Here is a 19,886-nt window from a genome sequence, read left to right on the forward strand (position 1 = left end):
GGTAGTTACCCCCTGCGGAGGCGACAACTCGCCCCAGATGGCACAATCGGTGCATGGGACGTGACAGCCAACTCGAGCTCTACGGGCTTGTTGCGGACCAACTGAAGGAAGCGCACTCAAGAGTGCGTGCACTGCAAGTCCCGGAGGGCGTACGGATGGCGCTGACCCGGAAGCTGCTGGTCATTACGGCCGCGGCCAAACACGATCTCGCCGATGCGGCAAGGCGTCTGGAGCGATTGATGGCGGACCTCGACAAGGCTGACGAGGGCCGATTCCCCGAAGACACCTGAGCGGCAAGGCTCAACGGGCCTGCGAGGGACCTTCGAGGAACTCATGGACAGTCCAGTTCGTTGCGGCACAAGGGTGATTAGCCCGTTTCGTGTTTGATTTGCGGTATATATCTGCCTAACGTGCGAAAAAGCCTGGCGAATACGCTCGGGCGATGTCTCCGAAGGGGAAGACGTGAACAAGGCGCAGCTCGTAGAAGCGATTGCCGACAAGGTGGGTGGCCGTCAGCAGGCCGCCGACGCTGTGGACGCGGTTCTGGACGCAGTCGTCCGTGCCGTGGTCAGCGGAGACCGCGTTTCGGTCACCGGCTTCGGCTCGTTCGAGAAGGTTGACCGTCCGGCCCGTTACGCCCGCAACCCGCAGACCGGGGAGCGCGTTCGGGTCAAGAAGACCTCGGTTCCGCGCTTCCGTGCGGGTCAGGGCTTCAAGGACCTGGTCAGCGGCTCGAAGAAGCTCCCGAAGAACGACGTCGCGGTCAAGAAGGCGCCCAAGGGCAGCCTGACCGGCGGTGCTTCGGCGACGGTCAAGAAGGCCGCGGCCAAGAAGGCCACCGCCAAGAAGGCGACGGCGAAGAAGGCCGCCACCGCCAAGAAGGCCACCGCCAAGAAGACGACGGCGAAGAAGACCACGGCGAAGAAGACCACCGCCAAGAAGGCGGCGACGGCCAAGAAGGCCACGGCCAAGAAGACGACGGCGAAGAAGGCCGCGCCGGCGAAGAAGGCCACCGCCAAGAAGACCGCGCCGGCCAAGAAGGCCACCGCAAAGAAGGCGCCCGCGAAGAAGTCGACGGCGCGCAAGACCACCGCCAAGAAGGCGACCGCCCGCAAGAAGTAAGAGGCACGAGGGCACTCACGCGCCGGGCCGGGCTCCCCACAGGGAGCCCGGCCCGCGGCGTGTGTGGGGCCACCAGGGGGTTCAGAACGTCTGCAGCGTCACCAGCGTGATGCGCCGCTGCTCGCCCTCACCCTCGACCTCGATGCGAACCCGCTGCCCGGGCCTGAGCAACCGCAGGCCGCCCGCGTCGAACGCCGGGGGATCGAAGGGCACCGGGGTGCCGTCGTCGAGCAGCACGCTGCCGCTGTGGGTCTCGGGGTCGTACGTGTACGCGGTCGCCTGCATGGAGGCAGCGTACTCAGTCGGCGATCAGCAGTCGGGCGGCGGCCGAGGCGGTGCGCGGTCCGACGCCCAGCGCGAGCGCGGCCCGCAGATCGTCGCCGGTGTCCACGTCCTGGCGTACGGAATCGACGCCGGCGAGCAGGAGTTCCACCGCCCCCGAAGTCGCGTGGCGGGAACGGGACGCCGTGCCGAATGCGGGGCGCAATTCCGTTCCGGGCGCGGCGGACAGCAGTGTCGTTCCGATTCCTGCGGCATCGGGCAGGAATGCGCGGGGGAATTGGGCCGCCCCGTCGAGAACCCGGGCCAATTCCGCGGGGCGCAGTGCGGGCAGATCGGCATTGAGCGCCGCGACGGCCGCCGCGGGCCGCTCGGCGCGCACGGCCGAGGCCCCGTGCGCCAGGGCGGCGTTGAGGCCCCCTGGTGGCTCGTCCCGCACGATCCGGGCGCCCAGGGCCGCGAGCTCGCGCCCCGCGTGGCCGTCGTCCGTGATGACCACCACATCCCGCACCGCCGCGCAGGCCGTCGCGGCGGCCACGGTGTCCTGGGCGAAGGCGAGGGCGAGCCCCGGGCGCAGTCGGTCGCCCGCGGTGTCCGCCAGCCTGCTCTTGGCCCGCGCCAGCGGCTTCAGGGGTATGACCAGGGTCCACAGCAAGGGGGCGGCTCCGTCCTTCGCGTCGGGGCCATTGTGACTTGCTGGGGGGCTTCGCCATGAGGGCGGGCGTACGGTGTTCTCGACAGACAGGCAGCCTGGGGCGACACTTGTGCGGCCGACCAGGTTCATGGAGGAAGGTGTCCGAGTGTCCCGCCGCAGAATCGGCTTCTGGTACCGCCTGGCGGCGGTCATCGCTAAACCGCCGCTGGTGGTTCTGTTCAAGCGGGACTGGCGTGGAATGGAACACATTCCTGCGCATGGTGGATTCATCACCGCCGTGAATCACAACTCGTATATCGACCCGCTCTCCTACGCGCACTTTCAGTACAACACCGGACGAGTGCCGCGATTTCTGGCAAAGGACGGCCTTTTCAAGGACGGCTTCGTCGGCAAGGTCATGAAGGGCACGGGACAGATCCCGGTCTACCGCGAGACCACGAACGCGCTCGACGCCTTCCGTGCCGCGGTCGGCGCGATCGAGCGCGGCGAATGCGTCGCGTTCTACCCCGAAGGCACCCTCACCCGGGACCCCGAGATGTGGCCGATGACCGCCAAGTCCGGTGCCGCGCGGGTCGCTCTGGAGACCAAGTGCCCGGTGATCCCGGTCGCGCAGTGGGGCGCCAACCTCGCGCTTCCCCCGTACAGCAAGAAGCTCAGCCTCTTTCCTCGCAAGAAGCTCCAGGTCCTGGCGGGCAAGCCGGTCGACCTCTCGCGCTTCTATGAGCAGGAGCCCACCCCCGAGATCCTGCGGGAGGTGACCGAGACCATCATGGCCGCGGTCACCGAACTCCTGGAGGAGATCCGGGGGGAGAAGGCTCCCGAGACCCCCTACGACCCGCGCAGGGCGCGGCTCGCACAACGACGCAAGGCGACCGGCCGCAGTGGTCTGGAAGCACCCGAGAACACCCCGGAGGACAGCAAGTGACGAACCCCGTGAAGGCGGCCGTCTTCGGAACGGGCTCTTGGGGTACGGCCTTCGGCATGGTGCTCGCCGACGCGGGGTGCGACGTCACCCTGTGGGCCCGTCGCGCCGAACTCGCCGACGCCGTCAACTCCTCGCGCCGCAACCCGGACTACCTCCCCGAGGTCGAACTCCCCGCGAACCTCAGGGCGACCACCGACCCGGCGGAGGCCGCGGCCGGCGCCGACTTCACCGTGCTCGCCGTGCCCTCGCAGACGCTGCGCGGGAACCTCGCCGAGTGGGCGCCGCTGCTCGCCCCCGACACGGTGCTCGTCTCCCTCATGAAGGGCGTCGAACTCGGCTCCGCGATGCGGATGAGCGAGGTCATCGAGGACGTCACGAAGGTCCCCGCCGACCGCATCGCCGTCGTCACCGGGCCCAACCTGGCCCGCGAGATCGCCGCCAGGCAGCCTGCCGCAGCCGTGGTCGCCTGCCGCGACGAATCGATCGCGCAACGCCTCCAGGCGGCCTGCCACACCCCGTACTTCCGCCCGTACACGAACACCGACGTCGTGGGCTGTGAGCTCGGCGGCGCCGTCAAGAACGTCATCGGGCTCGCCGTCGGCATCGCCGACGGCATGGGCCTGGGCGACAACGCCAAGGGCTCGCTCATCACCCGCGGCCTCGCCGAGACCACCCGGCTCGGCCTGGCGATGGGCGCCGACCCGCTGACGTTCTCCGGACTCGCGGGCCTGGGCGACCTGGTGGCGACCTGCTCGTCGCCGCTCTCGCGCAACCACACCTTCGGCACCAACCTCGGCAAGGGCATGACCCTGGAGGAGACCATCGCGGTCACCAAGCAGACCGCGGAGGGCGTCAAGTCCTGTGAGTCGGTGCTGGATCTGGCCCGTCGGCACGGCGTCGACATGCCGATCACGGAGACGGTCGTGGGCATCGTGCACGAGGGCACGCCGCCGGTCGTCGCCCTCAAGGAGCTGATGTCGCGCAGCGCCAAGCCCGAGCGCCGCTGACTCTGTTCCGGCCAGCGGGTACCCTCAAGCCGATATGAGCAGCGAGAACCTCCCCCAGAGCCCCAAGGCGCGCCCCGAGCAGAGCTCTGAGCTGCCGCTCCGCAAGCCGCGTGTGGCCGTCGTGTTCGGCGGCCGCAGTTCGGAGCACGGCATCTCGGTCGTCACGGCGGGTGCCGTACTGCGTGCCATCGACCGCACCAAGTACGACGTCCTGCCCATCGGCATCACGACGGACGGCCGCTGGGCGCTGACCGCCGACGCACCCGAGCGCATGGCGATCACCGACCGCAAGGTGCCCAACGTCGACGAGCTCGCCGAGTCGGCCGAGGGCGGCGTCGTCCTGCCCCTGGACCCCGGCGACCGCGAGGTCGTCTACAGCGAGCCCGGCTCCGTGCCCAAGGCGCTCGGCGAGGTCGACGTCGTCTTCCCGATGCTGCACGGTCCGTACGGCGAGGACGGCACCCTCCAAGGGCTCCTTGAGCTCTCCGGAGTGCCCTACGTGGGCGCCGGTGTGCTCGCGTCGGCGGTGGGCCAGGACAAGGAGTACATGAAGCGGGTCTTCATCTCCTTCGGTCTTCCCGTCGGCCCGTACCTGGTGATCCGGCCGCGCGAGTGGGACCGCGACGAGCAGACCGCCCGCAAGAAGATCGCGGAGTTCGCCGGCGAGCACGGCTGGCCGCTGTTCATCAAGCCCGCCCGCGGCGGCTCTTCGATGGGCATCACGAAGGTCGACTCCTTCGAAGGCCTCGACGAGGCGATCGAGGAGGCCCGGCGCCACGACCCCAAGATCCTCGTCGAGTCGCTGCTCCGCGGCCGTGAGATCGAGTGCGGTGTCCTGGAGTTCGAGGACGGCCCGCGCGCGAGCGTGCCCGCCGAGATCCCGCCCGTGCAGTCGCACGACTACTACGACTTCGAGGCGAAGTACATCGACTCGACGCCCGGGATCGTGCCGGCCCCGCTGACGCCCGAGCAGACCGCCGAGATCCAGCGGCTCGCCGTCGACGCCTTCGAGGCCACGTCCTGCGAGGGCCTGGTGCGCGCGGACTTCTTCCTCACCGAGGAGGGGCAGTTCGTGATCAACGAGATCAATACGATGCCGGGCTTCACGCCCATCTCGATGTACCCGCAGATGTGGGAGGCGAGCGGCGTCAGCTACGCCGAGCTCGTGGACCGTCTCATCCAGGCGGCGCTGCACCGCTCGACGGGGCTGCGCTAGCCCCTGGCGGCGTTACGCGATCCCCTTGGGGACCGTCTTCTTCACGGGGGCGGCGAAGTCCGTCAGCGGGCTCACGCCGCCCCCCGCGCGTTCCTCGGGCAGGGTGACCTCCACGTACGCCTTGCGCAGCGTGGAGGTGAAACGGAACGAGCCGTCGTCCTGCTCCTCGAGCAGCCAGTTGACGCCGTTCACGGTCACACCGTCCGCCTCGGCGTCGTTCATCTTCGGCGGCCGGGGGACACCGCAGCGCAGTATGATCGCCGGGTCTCCCCACCCGGCGGTGAGCGCCGACTTCGGCTCGGGATCGGCGCGCACCAGACCGTCCACCTTCTCCGGAAGCTGTTTGTCCAGGTTCCGGCACAGTTCGGTGACCTTGGCGTCCGGGGTGGGAACCGAGGCCTTCGCCGCTTCGTCTGCTGAGGAGCAGCCCGCGGTCGCGATCAGGAGTGCGATTGCGGGGCTCGAGACGAGACAACGGCGCCGGCGACGGGAAATCTTCACCGGCCAAGGGTAGACGGGGGCTACAAGTGCACGACCGGGCAGGTCAGGGTCCGCGTGATGCCGTCCACTTGCTGGACTTTGGCGACCACCATGCGGCCGAGCTCATCCACCGTGTCCGCCTGCGCGCGCACGATGACATCGTAGGGTCCGGTCACGTCCTCGGCCTGGATCACTCCTGGGATCTTGCCGATCAGCTCGGCGACGGTCGACGCCTTGCCGACCTCTGTTTGGATCAGGATGTACGCCTGTACCACGGAACCTCCAGGGCGGCCACGAGGATCATGTGGGGAGAAGGGACGCCACGGTACCGCGTCGCCGCTTCTCGCGGGGAGACCCGGGGGAGCTGTGGCGCGCACATCGCGGTGGACGGACAACCGAAGTTGACGGTCATCTCGACCGTACCTATGACAGTGACGGCTCGCGACCGCAAGCCGAGCAGCGTGAAAGGGCATGGTGAGTCCCGGTGAAGGGAACCGTCGGCGAGTTGGGGGAGTTCGGGCTCATCAGGGAACTCACCTCACGGCTCACCTCCACCCCGGCCGTCCGGCTCGGTCCGGGCGATGACGCCGCCGTCGTGTCCGCCCCCGACCGCAGGGTCGTGGCGAGCACCGACATCCTCCTCGAAGGGCGGCACTTCCGCCGCGACTGGTCCACCGCGTACGACGTGGGCCGTAAGGCCGCCGCGCAGAATTTGGCCGACATTGCCGCCATGGGCGCCGTGCCGACCGCGCTGCTCCTTGGTCTTGTCGTCCCCGCCGAACTGCCCGCCAGCTGGCCCACCGAGCTGATGGACGGCCTGCGGGACGAGTGCCAGGTCGCGGGTGCGGCCGTCGTGGGCGGCGATGTCGTACGCGGCGACACGATCACCGTGGCGATCACGGCGCTCGGCGATCTGCGCAACCACGAACCGGTCACGCGCGCGGGCGCCAAGACCGGCGATGTCGTCGCCGTCACGGGATGGTTGGGCTGGTCCGCCGCCGGGCACGCGGTGCTCTCGCGCGGCTTCCGCTCGCCCCGCGCCTTCGTGGAGGCTCACCGCAGGCCCGAGCCGCCGTACCACGCGGGCCCCGCTGCCGCCGGGCTCGGCGCGACCTCCATGACGGACGTGAGCGACGGACTCATCGCGGACCTCGGGCACATCGCCGAGGCGAGCAAGGTGCGCATCGACATCCGCTCCGGGGACGTCGACGTGCCCTCGCAGATGAACGACATCGGGCAGGCCGTCGGCGTCGACCCGCTGCAGTGGGTGCTCAACGGCGGCGAGGACCACGCGATCGTGGCGACGTTCCCCGCGGACGTGAAGCTGCCCGCACGCTGGAAGGTCATCGGTGAGGTCCTCAACCCCTCGGCGCTGCCCCAGGTGACGGTGGACGGCGCGCCCTGGACCAGCAAGGGCTGGGACCACTTCGGCGACAACCTCGAGGACTGAGCATGACGGCGTTCTCACGGCCCCCTCGCGTGCTGACCGTCGCCGGCTCCGACTCCGGCGGCGGCGCGGGCATCCAGGCCGACCTGAAGACGATGCTGGCGCTCGGCACCCACGGCATGAGCGTCGTCACCGCCGTCACCGCGCAGAACTCCCTGGGCGTCCAGGGTTTTTGGGAGCTGCCGGGGGAGGCGGTGCGGGCCCAGTACCGCAGCGTCGTCGATGACATCGGCGTACAGGCGGTGAAGACCGGCATGCTCGCATCGGCCGAACTGGTCGAGACGGTGGCCGAGTTGCTCGCGGGTACGGACGCCCCCGCGGTCGTCGACCCGGTCGGCGTCTCCAAGCACGGCGACTCGCTGCTCGCCGCGTCCGCGCTCGATTCGGTCCGTACGAAACTGCTGCCGGTCGCCACGGTCGCGACCCCGAACCTCGACGAGGTCGCCCAACTGACGGGCATTCACGTCGAGTCGGAGGACGGGATGCGCCGGGCGGCGGCGGCGCTCCTCACGTACGGCCCGAAGTGGGCGCTCATCAAGGGCGGCCATCTGCCGGGCGACGCGGTCGACCTGCTCACCGACGGTTCCGAGGAGCACTGGCTGCGCGCGCCGCGGCACGACAACCGCCACACGCACGGCACCGGCTGCACCCTCGCCAGCGCGATCGCCGCGCACCTGGCGAAGGGGCTGCCCGTGCCGGAGGCGGTGGCCGCCGCGAAGGAGTACGTCACTGGGGCGATCGCGGCCGGGTTCGCGCTCGGGGGCGGGATCGGGCCTGTGGATCATGGGTGGCGGTTCAGGGAGCAGTAGTAAGAAGCGCGCGGGTATACGAAAGAGCCGGTCCCCCGAGGGAGACCGGCTCTTTCAGCAACCAGCTAGGTGGCCGCGCTTACTTGCGTCAGCGCGAGACCTTGCCGGCCTTGATGCACGAGGTGCAGGCGTTGAGCCGCTTCGGCGTCCCGCTGACCACGGCACGAACGCGCTGGATGTTCGGGTTCCAGCGACGGGACGTGCGGCGGTGAGAGTGCGAGATGTTGTTGCCGAAGCCCGGCCCCTTGCCGCAGACGTCGCAGTTGGCAGCCACGGGTCACTCCAAAGACTTCAGATGCACTTACGGTTAAACCCGGCATGCCGGGATCAGTGCAATGATCGTGGGTGGCGTTGCCAGGAGGAATGGCCCGATGGGTATCGGGCAACCGGAGCAGCATACAACGACTGCTTCGGTAGAACGAAACTACCATGTCTCGCCCGGGCTCCGTCTCGGGCCCACCCCTGGCCCGCCCGCCGTCCGGGTCTACGCTGCGTCCATTCCGGATGCCTTAGAGGAGGCCAGCAGGTGCCGCAGAACGTCGACGCCGTCGCGGTGCGCGCCTGGTGCCGCCTCGCTCTGGACGCCCTGGGAGGGGCCCGCGAGGAGATCGACGCGATCAACGTCTACCCGGTCGCGGACGGGGACACCGGAACGAACCTCTATCTGACCGTGGAATCGGCGTCCCGCGCGGTCGACGCGGTGTTCACCGGCCTGGAGCCCGCCCGCCCCTCGCTGGCCGAGGCCATGCGGGCGATGGCGCACGGCGCCCTGATCGGGGCCCGCGGCAACTCGGGCACGATCCTTTCGCAGCTGCTGCGGGGGATGGCGCAGGTGCTGGGCGCCGGGACGGGGGACCGCAGTGACCCGGATCACGCGGACGGGCCGACGCTGGCGGTCGCGCTGCGGCGGGCCGCCGAATCCGCCTACCAGGCGGTCGCGCACCCCGTCGAGGGCACCGTCCTCACGGTGGCCACCGCGGCGGCGGACGCGGCAGCCGGCACGGGCGGGGACTGCGGGGCGGTGGCGCGGGCCGCGTACGACGGTGCCTGCCGGGCGCTGGAGGCGACGACCGGGCAGCTCGCGGTGCTTGACAGGGCCGGAGTGGTGGATGCCGGAGGGCGCGGGCTCGTGGCGGTCCTCGGGGCACTGGTCGGGGCCCTCTCCGGGGAGACGGTGCTCCTGAAGGCGGCCGCTAGCGGGCACGCGCGCGTGGAGCCCGTCGAGTGCGCGGACACGGCGGCCGACGAGGCGGGCCCCGCCTTCGAGGTGATCTACCTCCTGGAGGCGGACGACGCGGCCGTCGGGCGCCTGCGGACGCGGCTTGACGGACTCGGCGACTCGCTCGTCGTCGTCGGCGGCGACGGCCTGTGGAACGTCCACGTCCATGTGGACGACGCGGGGGCCGCGGTCGAGGCGGGCGTCGAGGCGGGGCGGCCCCACCGCATCCGCATCACCCACTTCGGAGCGGGCGACGCGCACACCGCCGGTGCCGCGCAGCCGCCCGGGGAGCAGGAACGTACGCAGCGCGCGGTCGTCGCCGTCGTACCGGGCGAGGGGCTCGCCGGTCTCTACACGGAGGCCGGGGCGACCACGGTGCTCACGCGTCCCGGGGAGCCGCCCGCCAGCGGGGAGCTCGTGGAGGCGATCCGGCGGGCGCACGCGCGCGAGGTGGTGCTCCTGCCGAACGACGCCGAGCTGCGTCACACCGCGGCGGCCGCCGCCGAGCAGGCCCGCACGGAGGGCGTACGGGTCGCGCTGATCCCCACCCGCTCCGCGGTCCAGGGCATCGCGGCCCTGGCCGTGCACGAACCGGACCGCCGCTTCGACGAGGACGTCGTCGCCATGACGTCGGCGGCCGGCGCGACGCGGTACGGCGAACTGGCCGTCGCCGAGCGTCAGTCGTGGACCATGGCGGGCATCTGCCAGGCCGGGGACGTCCTCGGCCTGATCGACGGCGATGTCGCGGTGATCGGCGACGAGACGACCGACACCGCGCGGACCGTCCTGGACCGGATGCTGGCCGCGGGCGGCGAGATGGTCACGCTGGTGCTCGGCGAGAGCGTGCCCGACAGCCTCGCCGACGAGCTGGAGAAGCATGTGCGCGAGGTCCATCTCGCCGTCGACACGGTGGTCTACCGCGGCGGACGCCAGTCGGCGCTGCTCCTCATCGGCGTCGAGTAGCCGGCGTGTGGCGCCATCGGCCTGCGGCGGATTCGGGGGACGTACGCCGGATTGTCAGTGGCGTGGTGTGCAATGGATCTCGTGCCCGCGCTCGATGAACCCCTGAAGAAAGTGGTCGGTCCTCCCACCGCGAAGGTGATGGCCGAGCACCTCGACCTGCACACCGTCGGCGACCTGCTGCACCACTACCCGCGCAGGTACGCGGAGCGGGGTGAGCTGACCCGCCTCGCCGAACTGCCGTTGGACGAGCACGTCACGGTGGTCGCCCAGGTCGCGACCGCCCGCGTCCTGAGGTTCAACGGGGGCAGCGGGCAGCGACTCGAAGTGACGATCACCGACGGCAGCGGCCAGCTCCAGCTGGTCTTCTTCGGCCGGGGCATCCACAAGCCGCACAAGGACCTGCTGCCGGGCACGCGCGCGATGTTCGCGGGCAAGGTGTCCCTCTTCAACCGCAAGATGCAGCTCGCCCATCCCGCGTACGAACTGCTGCGGGGCGACCCAGACGACGCAGCTGACGCGGCCGACGCGGTCGGCTCCTGGGCGGGCGCGCTCATCCCGATCTATCCCGCCACCGCCAAGCTGGAGTCCTGGAAGATCGCCAAGTCGGTGGACGCGGTGCTGCCCAGCGCCCAGGAGGCCGCCGATCCGCTGCCGCCCGCCCTCCGGGACGGCCGGGGGCTCATCCCGCTCCCCGAAGCGCTCCTGAAGATCCACCGGCCGCACTCGAAGGCGGACATCGCCTCCGCCCGCGACCGCCTGAAGTGGGACGAGGCCTTCGTCCTCCAGGTGGCCCTGGCAAGGCGGCGGTACGCGGACGCGCAACTGCCCGCGATCGCCCGCAGACCGAGCGAGGGCGGCCTGCTCGACGCCTTCGACGCCAAGCTGCCCTTCACGCTCACCGAAGGCCAGGAGAAGGTCTCCAAGGAGATCTTCGACGACCTGGCGACCGAGCACCCGATGCACCGCCTCCTCCAGGGAGAGGTGGGGTCCGGCAAGACGATGGTCGCCCTGCGCGCCATGCTCGCCGTCGTCGACGCGGGCGGACAGGCCGTGATGCTCGCGCCCACCGAAGTCCTCGCCCAGCAGCACCACCGCTCGATCGTCGAGACGATGGGCGAGCTGGCCGAGGGCGGCATGCTGGGCGGCTCCGAGCAGGCCACCAAGGTCACGCTGCTCACCGGCTCCATGGGCGCCGCCGCACGCCGGCAGGCGCTGCTCGACCTGGTCACCGGAGAGGCCGGGATCGTCATCGGCACGCACGCGCTGATCGAGGACAAGGTCCAGTTCCACGACCTGGGCCTGGTCGTCGTCGACGAACAGCACCGCTTCGGGGTCGAGCAGCGCGACGCCCTGCGCGGCAAGGGCAAGCAGCCCCCGCACCTCCTGGTCATGACGGCCACGCCCATTCCGCGCACGGTCGCGATGACGGTCTTCGGCGATCTGGAGACCTCGGTCCTCGACCAGCTCCCCGCGGGCCGCTCGCCGATCGCCAGCCATGTCGTCCCCGCCCAGGACAAGCCCCACTTCCTCGCCCGCGCGTGGGAGCGCGTGCGCGAGGAGGTGGAGAACGGCCATCAGGCGTACGTGGTCTGCCCCCGGATCGGCGACGAGGAGGACGACCCCAAGAAGGGCGCCAAGAAGGGCGCCAAGAAGGAGTCCCCGGAGGACGAGGGGGAGAAGCGGCCCCCGCTCGCCGTCATCGAGGTCGCCGAGCAGCTCGCCCAGGGACCCCTCCAAGGCCTCAAGGTCGAGATCCTGCACGGCAGGATGCAGCCTGACGACAAGGACGCGGTGATGCGCCGCTTCGCCGCGGGCGAGACCCAGGTCCTGGTCGCCACGACGGTCATCGAGGTCGGCGTGAACGTCCCGAACGCCACCGCGATGGTGATCATGGACGCCGACCGCTTCGGCGTATCCCAGCTGCACCAGCTGCGCGGCCGCGTCGGCCGAGGCTCGGCCCCGGGCCTGTGCCTCCTGGTCACCGACATGCCCGAGGCGAGCCCCGCCCGCGCCCGCCTGGGCGCCGTCGCCTCGACACTCGACGGCTTCGAGCTCTCCCGCATCGACCTGGAGCAGCGCCGCGAGGGCGATGTCCTCGGCCAGGCGCAGTCCGGTGTCCGCTCCAGCCTGCGCATGCTCGCCGTCATCGAGGACGAGGAGATCATCGCCGAGGCCCGCGAGGAGGCCGTCTCGGTCGTCTCCAAGGACCCGGACCTGGAGCACCTGCCCGCGCTGCGCACCGCCCTCGACGCCCTGCTCGACGCCGAGCGCGAGCAGTACCTCGACAAGGGCTGAGCGGCGGCCATGGGGCGTCGGCTGAGACACTGGGACGGCACCATCCCGTACGTACACCGACAAGGACTCAGATGACCCGCGTGATCGCCGGTACGGCCGGCGGACGCCGCCTCGCCGTCCCGCCAGGAAACGGCACGCGGCCCACGTCGGACCGCGCGCGCGAGGGCCTGTTCTCCACCTGGCAGGCCTTCCAGGGCACGCTCGACGGCGCACGCGTCCTCGACCTGTACGCCGGGTCCGGCGCCGTCGGCCTCGAAGCGCTGTCCCGCGGCGCCGCCCACACCCTGCTCGTCGAGACGGACGCCCGCGCGGTGCGCACCATCAGGGAGAACGTGAAGGCGCTCGGCCTGCCCGGCGCCGAGGTGAGGGCGGGCAAAGCAGCCCAGATCGTCCAGGGCGGCACCCCCAGCGCCCCGTACGACCTGGTGTTTCTCGACCCGCCGTACGCCGTCACCGATGACGATCTTCGGGAGATCCTGCTCACACTCCGCGCGGAAAGCTGGCTCACGGACGACGCGCTCGTCACCGTTGAACGCAGTACCAGAGGCGGAGAATTCGGCTGGCCCGACGGTTTCGAAGCGCTGAGGTCCCGTCGCTACGGCGAAGGCACGTTTTGGTACGGTCGCGCCGCCTCTACGTGCGACGACTCAGTGATCGCGCCATGACCGGACCGGAGAGCGAGGGACTTCAGTTGCGCCGCGCCGTCTGTCCGGGGTCATTCGACCCCATCACCAATGGACACCTCGACATCATCGCCCGCGCCTCCAAGCTGTACGACGTGGTGCACGTCGCGGTGATGATCAATCAGTCGAAGAAGGGCCTCTTCTCCGTCGAGGAGCGGATCGAGATGATCCGTGAGGTCACCGCCGACTTCGGGAACGTCGAGGTCGAGTCCTTCCACGGCCTCCTCGTCGACTTCTGCAAGCAGCGGGACATCCCGGCCATCGTCAAGGGCCTGCGCGCGGTCAGCGACTTCGACTACGAACTGCAGATGGCCCAGATGAACAACGGCCTCTCGGGCGTCGAGACCCTCTTCGTGCCCACCAACCCCACCTACAGCTTCCTGTCCTCCTCGCTCGTCAAGGAGGTCGCGGCGTGGGGCGGCGACGTCGCGCACCTGGTGCCCCCGCTGGTGTTCGAAGCCCTCAACAAGCGCCTCGCCAGAGGCTGATCAGGGGCTACAGTCTTCCCGTCCGTCTCCCAACGAGCTGTAGAGAGTGGCGAGCACACGGTGGACGTGCAGAAGAAGATCGACGAGATCGTCGAGGCGATCGGCAGCGCCCGGTCCATGCCCATGTCGGCCTCGTGCGTGGTCAATCGCGCCGATCTGCTCTCGATGCTCGAAGAGGTGCGCCAGGCCCTGCCCGGCTCCCTCGCCCAGGCCCAGGAGCTGATCGGCGGCCGTGAGCAGCTGGTCGAGCAGGCCCGCCAGGAGGCCGAGCGGATCATCGAGACCGCGCACGCCGAACGCGGCTCGCTGATCTCCGACACGGAGGTCGCCCGCAACTCCCAGGGCGAGGCGGCCCGCATCCTCGCCGAGGCCCGTCAGGCCGCCGAAGAGGTCCGCGTCGAGGCCGACGACTACGTGGACAGCAAGCTCGCCAACTTCGAGGTCGTCCTCACCAAGACCCTCGGCTCCGTCGGCCGCGGCCGCGAGAAGCTCCTCGGCACGGGACCCGGCCTCGACGAGCAGGGTTACGAGGACGAGGACGCCCCGGAGCGCAGCCACGACCCGGAGACACTGCGCCGGGACGCCGACGCGTACGTGGACGCCAAGCTCGGCGCCTTCGAGGCGGTCCTGGCCAAGACCCTGGAGGCGGTCGGCCGCGGCCGCCAGACGCTGCACGGCAGGGCCCCCGCCGACGACCTCGCGGGCCTGGCCCAGGGCGACGGCTCCTCCCAGGCGCACACCACCGACGCCGAGTACCTGGCGGACCTCGCGGGACCCATGGCCGCCGCAGCGCCCGCCGCCCCGCAGCAGCCCCCGGCGGCCCCGCAGATCCCGGCCCAGCAGCCCTACGCCCCGGCCGCCCAGCAGGAGCCGGACCCGTACGCCTACCAGCAGCAGGACCAGTACGCGTACCAGCAGCAGTACGCCCAGCAGGACCCGTACGGCTACCAGCAGCAGGATCCGTACGGCTACCAGCAGCAGGGCTACGAACAGCCTCAGTACGAGGCTCCCGCGGCGCTGGAGGAGGCCAGCCTCTTCGACACCGGCATGATCACCGCGGAGCAGCTGCGCCAGTACGAACAGGGTCGCTAGTACCGGATTGGGCCGAGAGCGAATGGTCCAGTATCCTGGCTCTTCGGTCGCGCGTACGTCCGCGATCCAGGCTGCCCGGCTTGTGAGAGAGCACCTAGTTCTCACTCATGGCGGGGTGGCCTCCTTGAACTTCCAGGATCTGAAAGCAGGAAAAGCCCTGAGTGCTCGCCTTGACCACCGAAACCCTCTCGTGTTCGACACACACGAGCTGGGTCGGCGTCCCGGTGCGCTGCAGCGGCTGACCCGTTCCGTCGAAGCACCCGGTTCGCCGGCGACCTTCGGCATCGAAGGGGTCATCGGAGTGCCGCAGGGCGCCCCGGTCGAGCTGAAGATCCGCCTGGAGTCGGTCATGGAAGGGGTGCTTGTCACAGGCACCGCCCGTGCATCGGCCGAGGGGGAGTGCGTAAGGTGTCTGGAGCCGCTGACGCTTGAGGTCGACGCGGATTTCCAGGAGATGTTCTCGTACCCTGACGCCGACGACCGGAGCCGCACCGCGGAACCGGCCGACGACGCCGAGGAAGATGAGGACAGGCTCTATCTCGAGGACGGCATGTTCGACCTCGAGCCTGTGCTGCGTGATGCGGTAGTGCTCGCACTGCCGATGCAGCCGGTGTGCCAGGACGACTGTCCGGGCCTGTGTTCCCAGTGCGGAGCGCGGCTCGCGGACGACCCGGACCACCACCATGACGCCGTCGACATCCGTTGGGCGGCACTGCAGGGACTCGCCGGGACCATCCAGGACGGCGAGAAGGACGAGATGAGCGGCGCCGAAGCTGGCGTCGACGAGAAGCAGGAGAAGTAGCCGTGGCTGTTCCGAAGCGGAAGATGTCGCGCAGCAACACGCGCCACCGCCGGTCGCAGTGGAAGGCTGCGGTCCCCACCCTGGTTTCGTGTGAGCGTTGCCAGGAGCCGAAGCTGCAGCACATTGCGTGCCCGAGCTGCGGCACGTACAACAAGCGCCAGGTCCTCGAGGTCTGAGCGGCTGGTGAGAGGCACCGTGTCTAGCCACAAAACGGCGGATGACGCCAAGGCGGAAAACGCCAAGAAGCAGGCGGAGAACACGGCCTCGTCCCACACGCTTTTGGAAGGGCGGCTCGGGTACCAACTCGAGTCCGCCCTTCTGGTGCGTGCGCTGACCCACCGTTCGTACGCGTACGAGAACGGCGGCCTGCCGACGAACGAGCGGCTCGAGTTCCTCGGGGACTCGGTGCTCGGCCTCGTCGTCACGGACACGCTCTATCGCACCCACCCCGACCTGCCCGAAGGCCAGCTGGCCAAGTTGCGGGCCGCGGTGGTCAATTCGCGTGCGCTTGCGGAGGTCAGTCGCGGCCTCGACCTCGGCTCCTTCATCCGGCTCGGCCGGGGCGAAGAGGGCACGGGTGGCCGGGACAAGGCATCCATCCTCGCCGACACCCTTGAAGCGGTGATCGGTGCGGTCTATCTGGACCAGGGTCTGGACGCGGCGGGCGAGCTGGTGCACCGGCTCTTCGACCCGCTGATCGAGAAGTCCTCGAACCTGGGCGCGGGCCTGGACTGGAAAACCAGCCTCCAGGAGCTCACCGCGACCGAGAGCCTCGGCGTGCCCGAGTACCTCGTCACGGAGAGCGGCCCGGACCACGAGAAGACCTTTACTGCTGCCGCCCGCGTCGGAGGCGTCTCGTACGGCACCGGCACCGGCCGCAGCAAAAAGGAAGCGGAGCAGCAGGCCGCGGAGTCCGCGTGGCGCGAGATTCGCTCCGCTGCGGATGAGCGGATCAAGGCTGCGGAGGCGGCTGCCGCCTCGGCTGACGGGGTTGCGGACGCACCCTCCGTCTGAGCTCTGTTCCACCGTTTTTTGGTGCCGGTCGCCTCTTGGGTGGCCGGCACCAGCTTTTCCCGCCCACCCGCCCGTTATCCCGAAATGGACAAGCGTCATGCCCGAGCTGCCCGAAGTCGAAGTCGTCCGGCGAGGGCTTGAGCGCTGGGTCGCGCATCGGACCGTCATCGAGGTCGAGGTGCTGCACCCGCGTGCCGTGCGGCGGCATCTCGCGGGCGGAGCGGACTTCGCGCACCGGCTCAAGGGGCAGCGTGTCGGTACGGCGATGCGGCGCGGCAAGTATCTCTGGCTGCCCCTCGAGGACAGCGGCACCTCGATCCTCGCCCATCTCGGCATGAGCGGGCAGCTGCTCGTCCAGCCCCAAGAGGCCCCGGACGAGAAGCACTTGAGGATCCGGATGGGCTTCGAGGACACCCTCGGCACCGAGCTGCGCTTCGTCGACCAGCGCACTTTCGGCGGCCTCTCGCTGCACGAGAACACCCCCGACGGACTCCCGGACGTCATCGCGCACATCGCCCGCGACCCGCTGGACCCGCTCTTCGACGACGCGGCCTTCCACGACGCACTGCGCCGACGTCGTACGACGATCAAACGCGCCCTGCTCGACCAGTCGTTGATCAGCGGAGTCGGCAACATCTATGCGGACGAGGCGCTTTGGCGCGCGAAGCTGCACTACGAACGCCCCACCGCCACGTTCACCCGCCCCCGCACGGCCGAACTCCTCGGCCACGTACGGGACGTGATGAACGCGGCGCTCGCCGTCGGCGGCACCAGCTTCGACAGTCTGTACGTGAATGTGAACGGCGAGTCCGGCTACTTCGAGCGGTCGCTCGACGCCTACGGCCGGGAAGACGAGCCGTGCCGCCGCTGTGGCACGACCATGCGTCGGCGCCCCTGGATGAACCGTTCCAGCTACTTCTGCCCGCGCTGTCAGCGGCCCCCGCGCTCCGCGTCGTAACGCTCCCGCGCCACCAGTACGTCGTCCATCCGGCCCTCCATGTAGTGCACGAGGGTCATCAGGCGCTGCGCGAACTCCCGTCCCAACGGGGTGAGTTCATAGTCCACGCGGGGCGGGTTGGTGGGCTGCGCCTCGCGGTGCACCAGGCCGTCGCGCTCCAGCGCGTGCAGCGTCTGGGACAGCATCTTCTCGCTCACGCCGTCGACACGGCGGCGCAGTTCGTTGAAACGGAACGTGCCGTCGTGCAGCGCGCCCAGGGTGAGCGCGCCCCAGCGTCCCGTGACGTGCTCCAGCGTGCCGCGCGACGGGCACTGCCTGGAGAACACGTCGTACGCCAGGTCCGGGGTCGTGGCGTCTTCGGTCCGGGTGGTCGCGTCCATGCGGACAGCATACTCGTGCACAGCGCTGACTCATGGGCTGCGCTAACAAAAAGTTAGCGCTTCCGACCGGCGGACTCGTCCTAGAAGCCGAAGTCCTGCGTCCACCAAGGGCCGCCCGGCGCGAAGTGCGCACCGACGCCCAGGGTCTTGTAGTCGCAGTTGAGGATGTTGGCGCGGTGGCCGGGGCTGTTCATCCAGGCGTCCATCACGGACTGGGCGTTGGCCTGGCCGCGCGCGATGTTCTCGCCGCCCAGATTCGCTATCCCGGCCTTCTCTGCGCGGTCCCACGGGGTCGCGCCGTCCAGGTCGGTGTGGTCGAAGAAGTCGCGGGTGGCCATGTCCGAGCTGAAGTCACCGGCCAGCGAGGCCAGCGAGTCGTCCGCGCGCACGGGGGAGCAGCCCACCTTGGCCCGCTCCTCATTGACGAGGGTGAGCACCGCGGCCTCGGCCGTGGCCTCCGCGGACGGTGACTTCGAGCTCGGCGCCGACGCCGGGGGTGCCTTCGGCTTCTGCGGGGCGGTGCGCGAGGGGCTCGGCGCCTTCGTCGTCTCTTCCGGCTCCGGCTTGGGCTTCGGTGCCTGGGACGAGGGCTTCTCGGACGGCTTCCGCGAGGGCGTCTCGGTGGACTGCGAGGGGGACGGGTCCGGTGCTTCGGTGCGGTCCGTGCCACGGCTCGGCGTGGCCGACTCGCGGCCGGCGTCGGCATCGGTGTCCGCGCCGCCCTGCGGCGCCACACCGGTGGGGGAGCTCGCGGAACGCACCTTGTTGGAGTCGCCGCCTCCGCCCAGCGAGTAGTTGTCGGAGCCGGGGACCAGGCCGGAGGCGATCGCCACGGCGCCCATCGCGACGGCGGCGGACACGCCGAGCAGGCCGGTGCGCACCGGTGCGGCGACACGGCCCTTGCGGCGGTGCGACACGGCGGCGGTGCGGGGCTCGGGGGCGCCCGCGTAGTCATCGGCGTACGGGGCGGGTGCCCCAGTGGCGCGGCCGGTGGCGGCTCCCCCTGCGCCGGAGCGTCGGTGGCGTCCCATCTCTGGCCTTCCTCGTCCTAGCGGTCAACGTGACTCACCCATACGAGTGAGGCTCATCGAGTCGGGACTGTACGCGATGGCGCATGGGGGCGAAGTGCTCCGAGAGCAATTGGCCGGTTAGCGTGCACCCATGAACGAAGAAGTCAGACTCACCGCCTGGGTTCGCGGCCGGGTGCAGGGCGTGGGTTTCCGCTGGTTCACGCGGGCGAGGGCGCTGGAGATCGGCGGCCTGAGTGGTTTTGCTCTCAATTTGGAGGACGGCCGCGTACAAGTGGTCGCCGAGGGTCCGCGAGCGGGCGCCCAGGAGCTTCTCGACTGGCTGCGGGACGGCGACACTCCCGGCCGCGTCGACGGAGTCACTGAGATCTGGGACACCCCGCGCGGCATCTACGAGACGTTCGCGATTCGCTGACGGAGACTGGAAGTGCGGGCCCGCACAGGAGTGCCCAAGGCAACTGCCTCGGGCAGGAAAGACCTGGTGGTTGCCAAGAACCCCTTGGCGTGGCAGGCTCCGCAGGTAAAGATGATCGACACGCCCCCAGGGCCCCGCAGCAGAGGCCGCGCCGCAGTTTTGACGGCGCGACGCCCCCGGGTTGCCCGCCAATACGGGGCGTGATCGTGTTGACCGTCAAACTTTTTGGTGAGACTCTGGAAGCCCCGCGCACCTTAGCTGTTTGGCATGTGAGAACGGCCAGCAAGACCAGCAGGAACAACGAGTGCCAAGCACCGCGGGTGCGATTCCCTCACGACCCACACCGCTTCGGTCGGTCACTCATTGTGGAGGACCATCCATCATGGCAAAGGCGCTTCTCGGTTACGTCGGCGGTTCCGACCCGCGACTTCTCGCCGAGATGCGACGGCTCCAGCAGCGCGTCCAGGACCTGGAATCTGAGCTCGTGAAGATCCAGGCCGAGAACGATGCGCTCGCGGCTGCCGCTTCTCACGAATCGCTCCTGGAGAGCATCGACGTACCCCAGGCGGAGCCTGCGCTCACCTGACCACTGCCACCTCAGTAAAGGCG

The 19,886-nt window shown here is 69.8% G+C and carries 25 protein-coding genes; 18 read left to right on the plus strand and 7 right to left on the minus strand.

Annotated features, from left to right (window positions below; translation table 11 throughout):
• The first annotated feature begins 53 nt into the window (after positions 1-53).
• Positions 54-290 (plus strand): hypothetical protein, encoded by a 237-nt coding sequence (locus OG453_RS26840; protein ID WP_266871078.1) that lies wholly within the window; start codon positions 54-56, stop codon positions 288-290.
• A gap of 172 nt (positions 291-462) precedes the next feature.
• Complete coding sequence (locus tag OG453_RS26845) at positions 463-1,122, plus strand: HU family DNA-binding protein (RefSeq protein ID WP_266871079.1); 660 nt, start codon at positions 463-465, stop codon at positions 1,120-1,122.
• 81 nt (positions 1,123-1,203) lie between these two features.
• Here OG453_RS26845 and OG453_RS26850 read toward each other — a convergent pair whose 3' ends face one another.
• Both OG453_RS26850 and cofC read right to left on the minus strand, forming a co-directional pair.
• Positions 1,204-1,407 (minus strand): hypothetical protein, encoded by a 204-nt coding sequence (locus OG453_RS26850; RefSeq protein WP_266871080.1) that lies wholly within the window; start codon positions 1,405-1,407, stop codon positions 1,204-1,206.
• Positions 1,408-1,420: 13 nt separating this feature from the next.
• On the minus strand, positions 1,421-2,056 hold the full coding sequence (cofC, locus tag OG453_RS26855) for a 2-phospho-L-lactate guanylyltransferase (protein WP_266871081.1): 636 nt from the start codon (positions 2,054-2,056) through the stop codon (positions 1,421-1,423).
• 145 nt (positions 2,057-2,201) lie between these two features.
• Here cofC and OG453_RS26860 point away from each other — a divergent pair, with 145 nt between their 5' ends.
• The 3 genes from OG453_RS26860 to OG453_RS26870 are packed head-to-tail and all read left to right on the plus strand — an operon-like array spanning position 2,202 to position 5,204.
• The gene (locus tag OG453_RS26860; protein WP_266871083.1) at positions 2,202-2,981 is read left to right on the plus strand and encodes a 1-acyl-sn-glycerol-3-phosphate acyltransferase; all 780 of its coding nucleotides are present in this window, start codon (positions 2,202-2,204) and stop codon (positions 2,979-2,981) included.
• Positions 2,978-3,988, plus strand: coding sequence for an NAD(P)H-dependent glycerol-3-phosphate dehydrogenase (locus OG453_RS26865; protein ID WP_266871084.1), 1,011 nt, complete (start codon positions 2,978-2,980; stop codon positions 3,986-3,988). The genes OG453_RS26860 and OG453_RS26865 overlap by 4 nt, the downstream gene beginning before the upstream one ends.
• A gap of 34 nt (positions 3,989-4,022) precedes the next feature.
• Positions 4,023-5,204 carry a D-alanine--D-alanine ligase family protein gene (locus tag OG453_RS26870; RefSeq protein WP_266871085.1) on the plus strand — a complete coding sequence of 394 codons (1,182 nt, stop codon included), beginning with the start codon at positions 4,023-4,025 and terminating at the stop codon, positions 5,202-5,204.
• 12 nt (positions 5,205-5,216) lie between these two features.
• Here the strand turns inward: OG453_RS26870 and OG453_RS26875 are convergent, their stop codons facing one another.
• Both OG453_RS26875 and OG453_RS26880 read right to left on the minus strand, forming a co-directional pair.
• On the minus strand, positions 5,217-5,699 hold the full coding sequence (locus OG453_RS26875; protein WP_266873142.1) for a DUF3515 domain-containing protein: 483 nt from the start codon (positions 5,697-5,699) through the stop codon (positions 5,217-5,219).
• 26 nt (positions 5,700-5,725) lie between these two features.
• Positions 5,726-5,959 carry an Lrp/AsnC family transcriptional regulator gene (locus OG453_RS26880; RefSeq protein ID WP_016642988.1) on the minus strand — a complete coding sequence of 78 codons (234 nt, stop codon included), beginning with the start codon at positions 5,957-5,959 and terminating at the stop codon, positions 5,726-5,728.
• A gap of 209 nt (positions 5,960-6,168) precedes the next feature.
• Here OG453_RS26880 and OG453_RS26885 point away from each other — a divergent pair, with 209 nt between their 5' ends.
• Both OG453_RS26885 and thiD read left to right on the plus strand, forming a co-directional pair.
• The gene (locus OG453_RS26885) at positions 6,169-7,134 is read left to right on the plus strand and encodes a thiamine-phosphate kinase (RefSeq protein WP_266871086.1); all 966 of its coding nucleotides are present in this window, start codon (positions 6,169-6,171) and stop codon (positions 7,132-7,134) included.
• 2 nt (positions 7,135-7,136) lie between these two features.
• Positions 7,137-7,940 (plus strand): bifunctional hydroxymethylpyrimidine kinase/phosphomethylpyrimidine kinase, encoded by an 804-nt coding sequence (thiD, locus tag OG453_RS26890; RefSeq protein WP_266871087.1) that lies wholly within the window; start codon positions 7,137-7,139, stop codon positions 7,938-7,940.
• Between the two features lie 88 nt (positions 7,941-8,028).
• Here the strand turns inward: thiD and rpmB are convergent, their stop codons facing one another.
• Positions 8,029-8,214, minus strand: a complete 186-nt coding sequence (gene rpmB / locus OG453_RS26895; protein WP_064070327.1) for a 50S ribosomal protein L28 — start codon at positions 8,212-8,214, stop codon at positions 8,029-8,031.
• Between the two features lie 252 nt (positions 8,215-8,466).
• Between rpmB and OG453_RS26900 the strand changes: the two genes are divergently transcribed.
• The 9 genes from OG453_RS26900 to mutM all read left to right on the plus strand — a co-directional run bounded on the left by OG453_RS26900 (position 8,467) and on the right by mutM (position 17,454).
• Entirely contained in the window at positions 8,467-10,122 is a 1,656-nt protein-coding gene (locus OG453_RS26900) for a DAK2 domain-containing protein (protein WP_266871088.1), read from the plus strand.
• A gap of 72 nt (positions 10,123-10,194) precedes the next feature.
• A complete protein-coding gene (recG, locus tag OG453_RS26905) occupies positions 10,195-12,417 on the plus strand; it encodes an ATP-dependent DNA helicase RecG (protein WP_266871090.1) in 2,223 nt (740 codons plus the stop codon).
• Between the two features lie 71 nt (positions 12,418-12,488).
• Positions 12,489-13,082 carry a 16S rRNA (guanine(966)-N(2))-methyltransferase RsmD gene (rsmD, locus tag OG453_RS26910; RefSeq protein ID WP_266871091.1) on the plus strand — a complete coding sequence of 198 codons (594 nt, stop codon included), beginning with the start codon at positions 12,489-12,491 and terminating at the stop codon, positions 13,080-13,082.
• 26 nt (positions 13,083-13,108) lie between these two features.
• Positions 13,109-13,588 carry a pantetheine-phosphate adenylyltransferase gene (coaD, locus tag OG453_RS26915; protein ID WP_266873143.1) on the plus strand — a complete coding sequence of 160 codons (480 nt, stop codon included), beginning with the start codon at positions 13,109-13,111 and terminating at the stop codon, positions 13,586-13,588.
• A gap of 60 nt (positions 13,589-13,648) precedes the next feature.
• The gene (locus tag OG453_RS26920) at positions 13,649-14,680 is read left to right on the plus strand and encodes a cell division initiation protein (RefSeq protein ID WP_266871092.1); all 1,032 of its coding nucleotides are present in this window, start codon (positions 13,649-13,651) and stop codon (positions 14,678-14,680) included.
• A gap of 157 nt (positions 14,681-14,837) precedes the next feature.
• Positions 14,838-15,482: a DUF177 domain-containing protein gene (locus OG453_RS26925; RefSeq protein WP_266873144.1), complete on the plus strand. Its 645-nt coding sequence runs from the start codon at positions 14,838-14,840 to the stop codon at positions 15,480-15,482.
• A 2-nt stretch (positions 15,483-15,484) separates the two neighbouring features.
• Positions 15,485-15,658, plus strand: coding sequence for a 50S ribosomal protein L32 (gene rpmF / locus OG453_RS26930; RefSeq protein ID WP_003965982.1), 174 nt, complete (start codon positions 15,485-15,487; stop codon positions 15,656-15,658).
• Positions 15,659-15,665: 7 nt separating this feature from the next.
• Positions 15,666-16,496 carry a ribonuclease III gene (gene rnc, locus OG453_RS26935; protein WP_266871093.1) on the plus strand — a complete coding sequence of 277 codons (831 nt, stop codon included), beginning with the start codon at positions 15,666-15,668 and terminating at the stop codon, positions 16,494-16,496.
• A 97-nt stretch (positions 16,497-16,593) separates the two neighbouring features.
• Positions 16,594-17,454, plus strand: a complete 861-nt coding sequence (mutM, locus tag OG453_RS26940; protein ID WP_266871094.1) for a bifunctional DNA-formamidopyrimidine glycosylase/DNA-(apurinic or apyrimidinic site) lyase — start codon at positions 16,594-16,596, stop codon at positions 17,452-17,454.
• On the opposite strand, the gene OG453_RS26945 is transcribed toward mutM, so the two are convergent.
• Positions 17,427-17,834 carry a helix-turn-helix domain-containing protein gene (locus OG453_RS26945; RefSeq protein ID WP_266871095.1) on the minus strand — a complete coding sequence of 136 codons (408 nt, stop codon included), beginning with the start codon at positions 17,832-17,834 and terminating at the stop codon, positions 17,427-17,429. The genes mutM and OG453_RS26945 overlap by 28 nt on opposite strands.
• Positions 17,835-17,914: 80 nt before the next feature.
• A complete protein-coding gene (locus tag OG453_RS26950) occupies positions 17,915-18,865 on the minus strand; it encodes a CAP domain-containing protein (protein ID WP_266871096.1) in 951 nt (316 codons plus the stop codon).
• Between the two features lie 130 nt (positions 18,866-18,995).
• On the opposite strand from OG453_RS26950, the gene OG453_RS26955 reads away from it, so the two are divergent.
• Complete coding sequence (locus tag OG453_RS26955; RefSeq protein WP_266871097.1) at positions 18,996-19,277, plus strand: acylphosphatase; 282 nt, start codon at positions 18,996-18,998, stop codon at positions 19,275-19,277.
• A gap of 382 nt (positions 19,278-19,659) precedes the next feature.
• The gene (locus OG453_RS26960) at positions 19,660-19,863 is read left to right on the plus strand and encodes a hypothetical protein (RefSeq protein WP_135333243.1); all 204 of its coding nucleotides are present in this window, start codon (positions 19,660-19,662) and stop codon (positions 19,861-19,863) included.
• Positions 19,864-19,886 lie beyond the last annotated feature (23 nt).

It is taken from the genome of Streptomyces sp. NBC_01381, assembly GCF_026340305.1.
Taxonomy (GTDB): Bacteria; Actinomycetota; Actinomycetes; order Streptomycetales; family Streptomycetaceae; genus Streptomyces.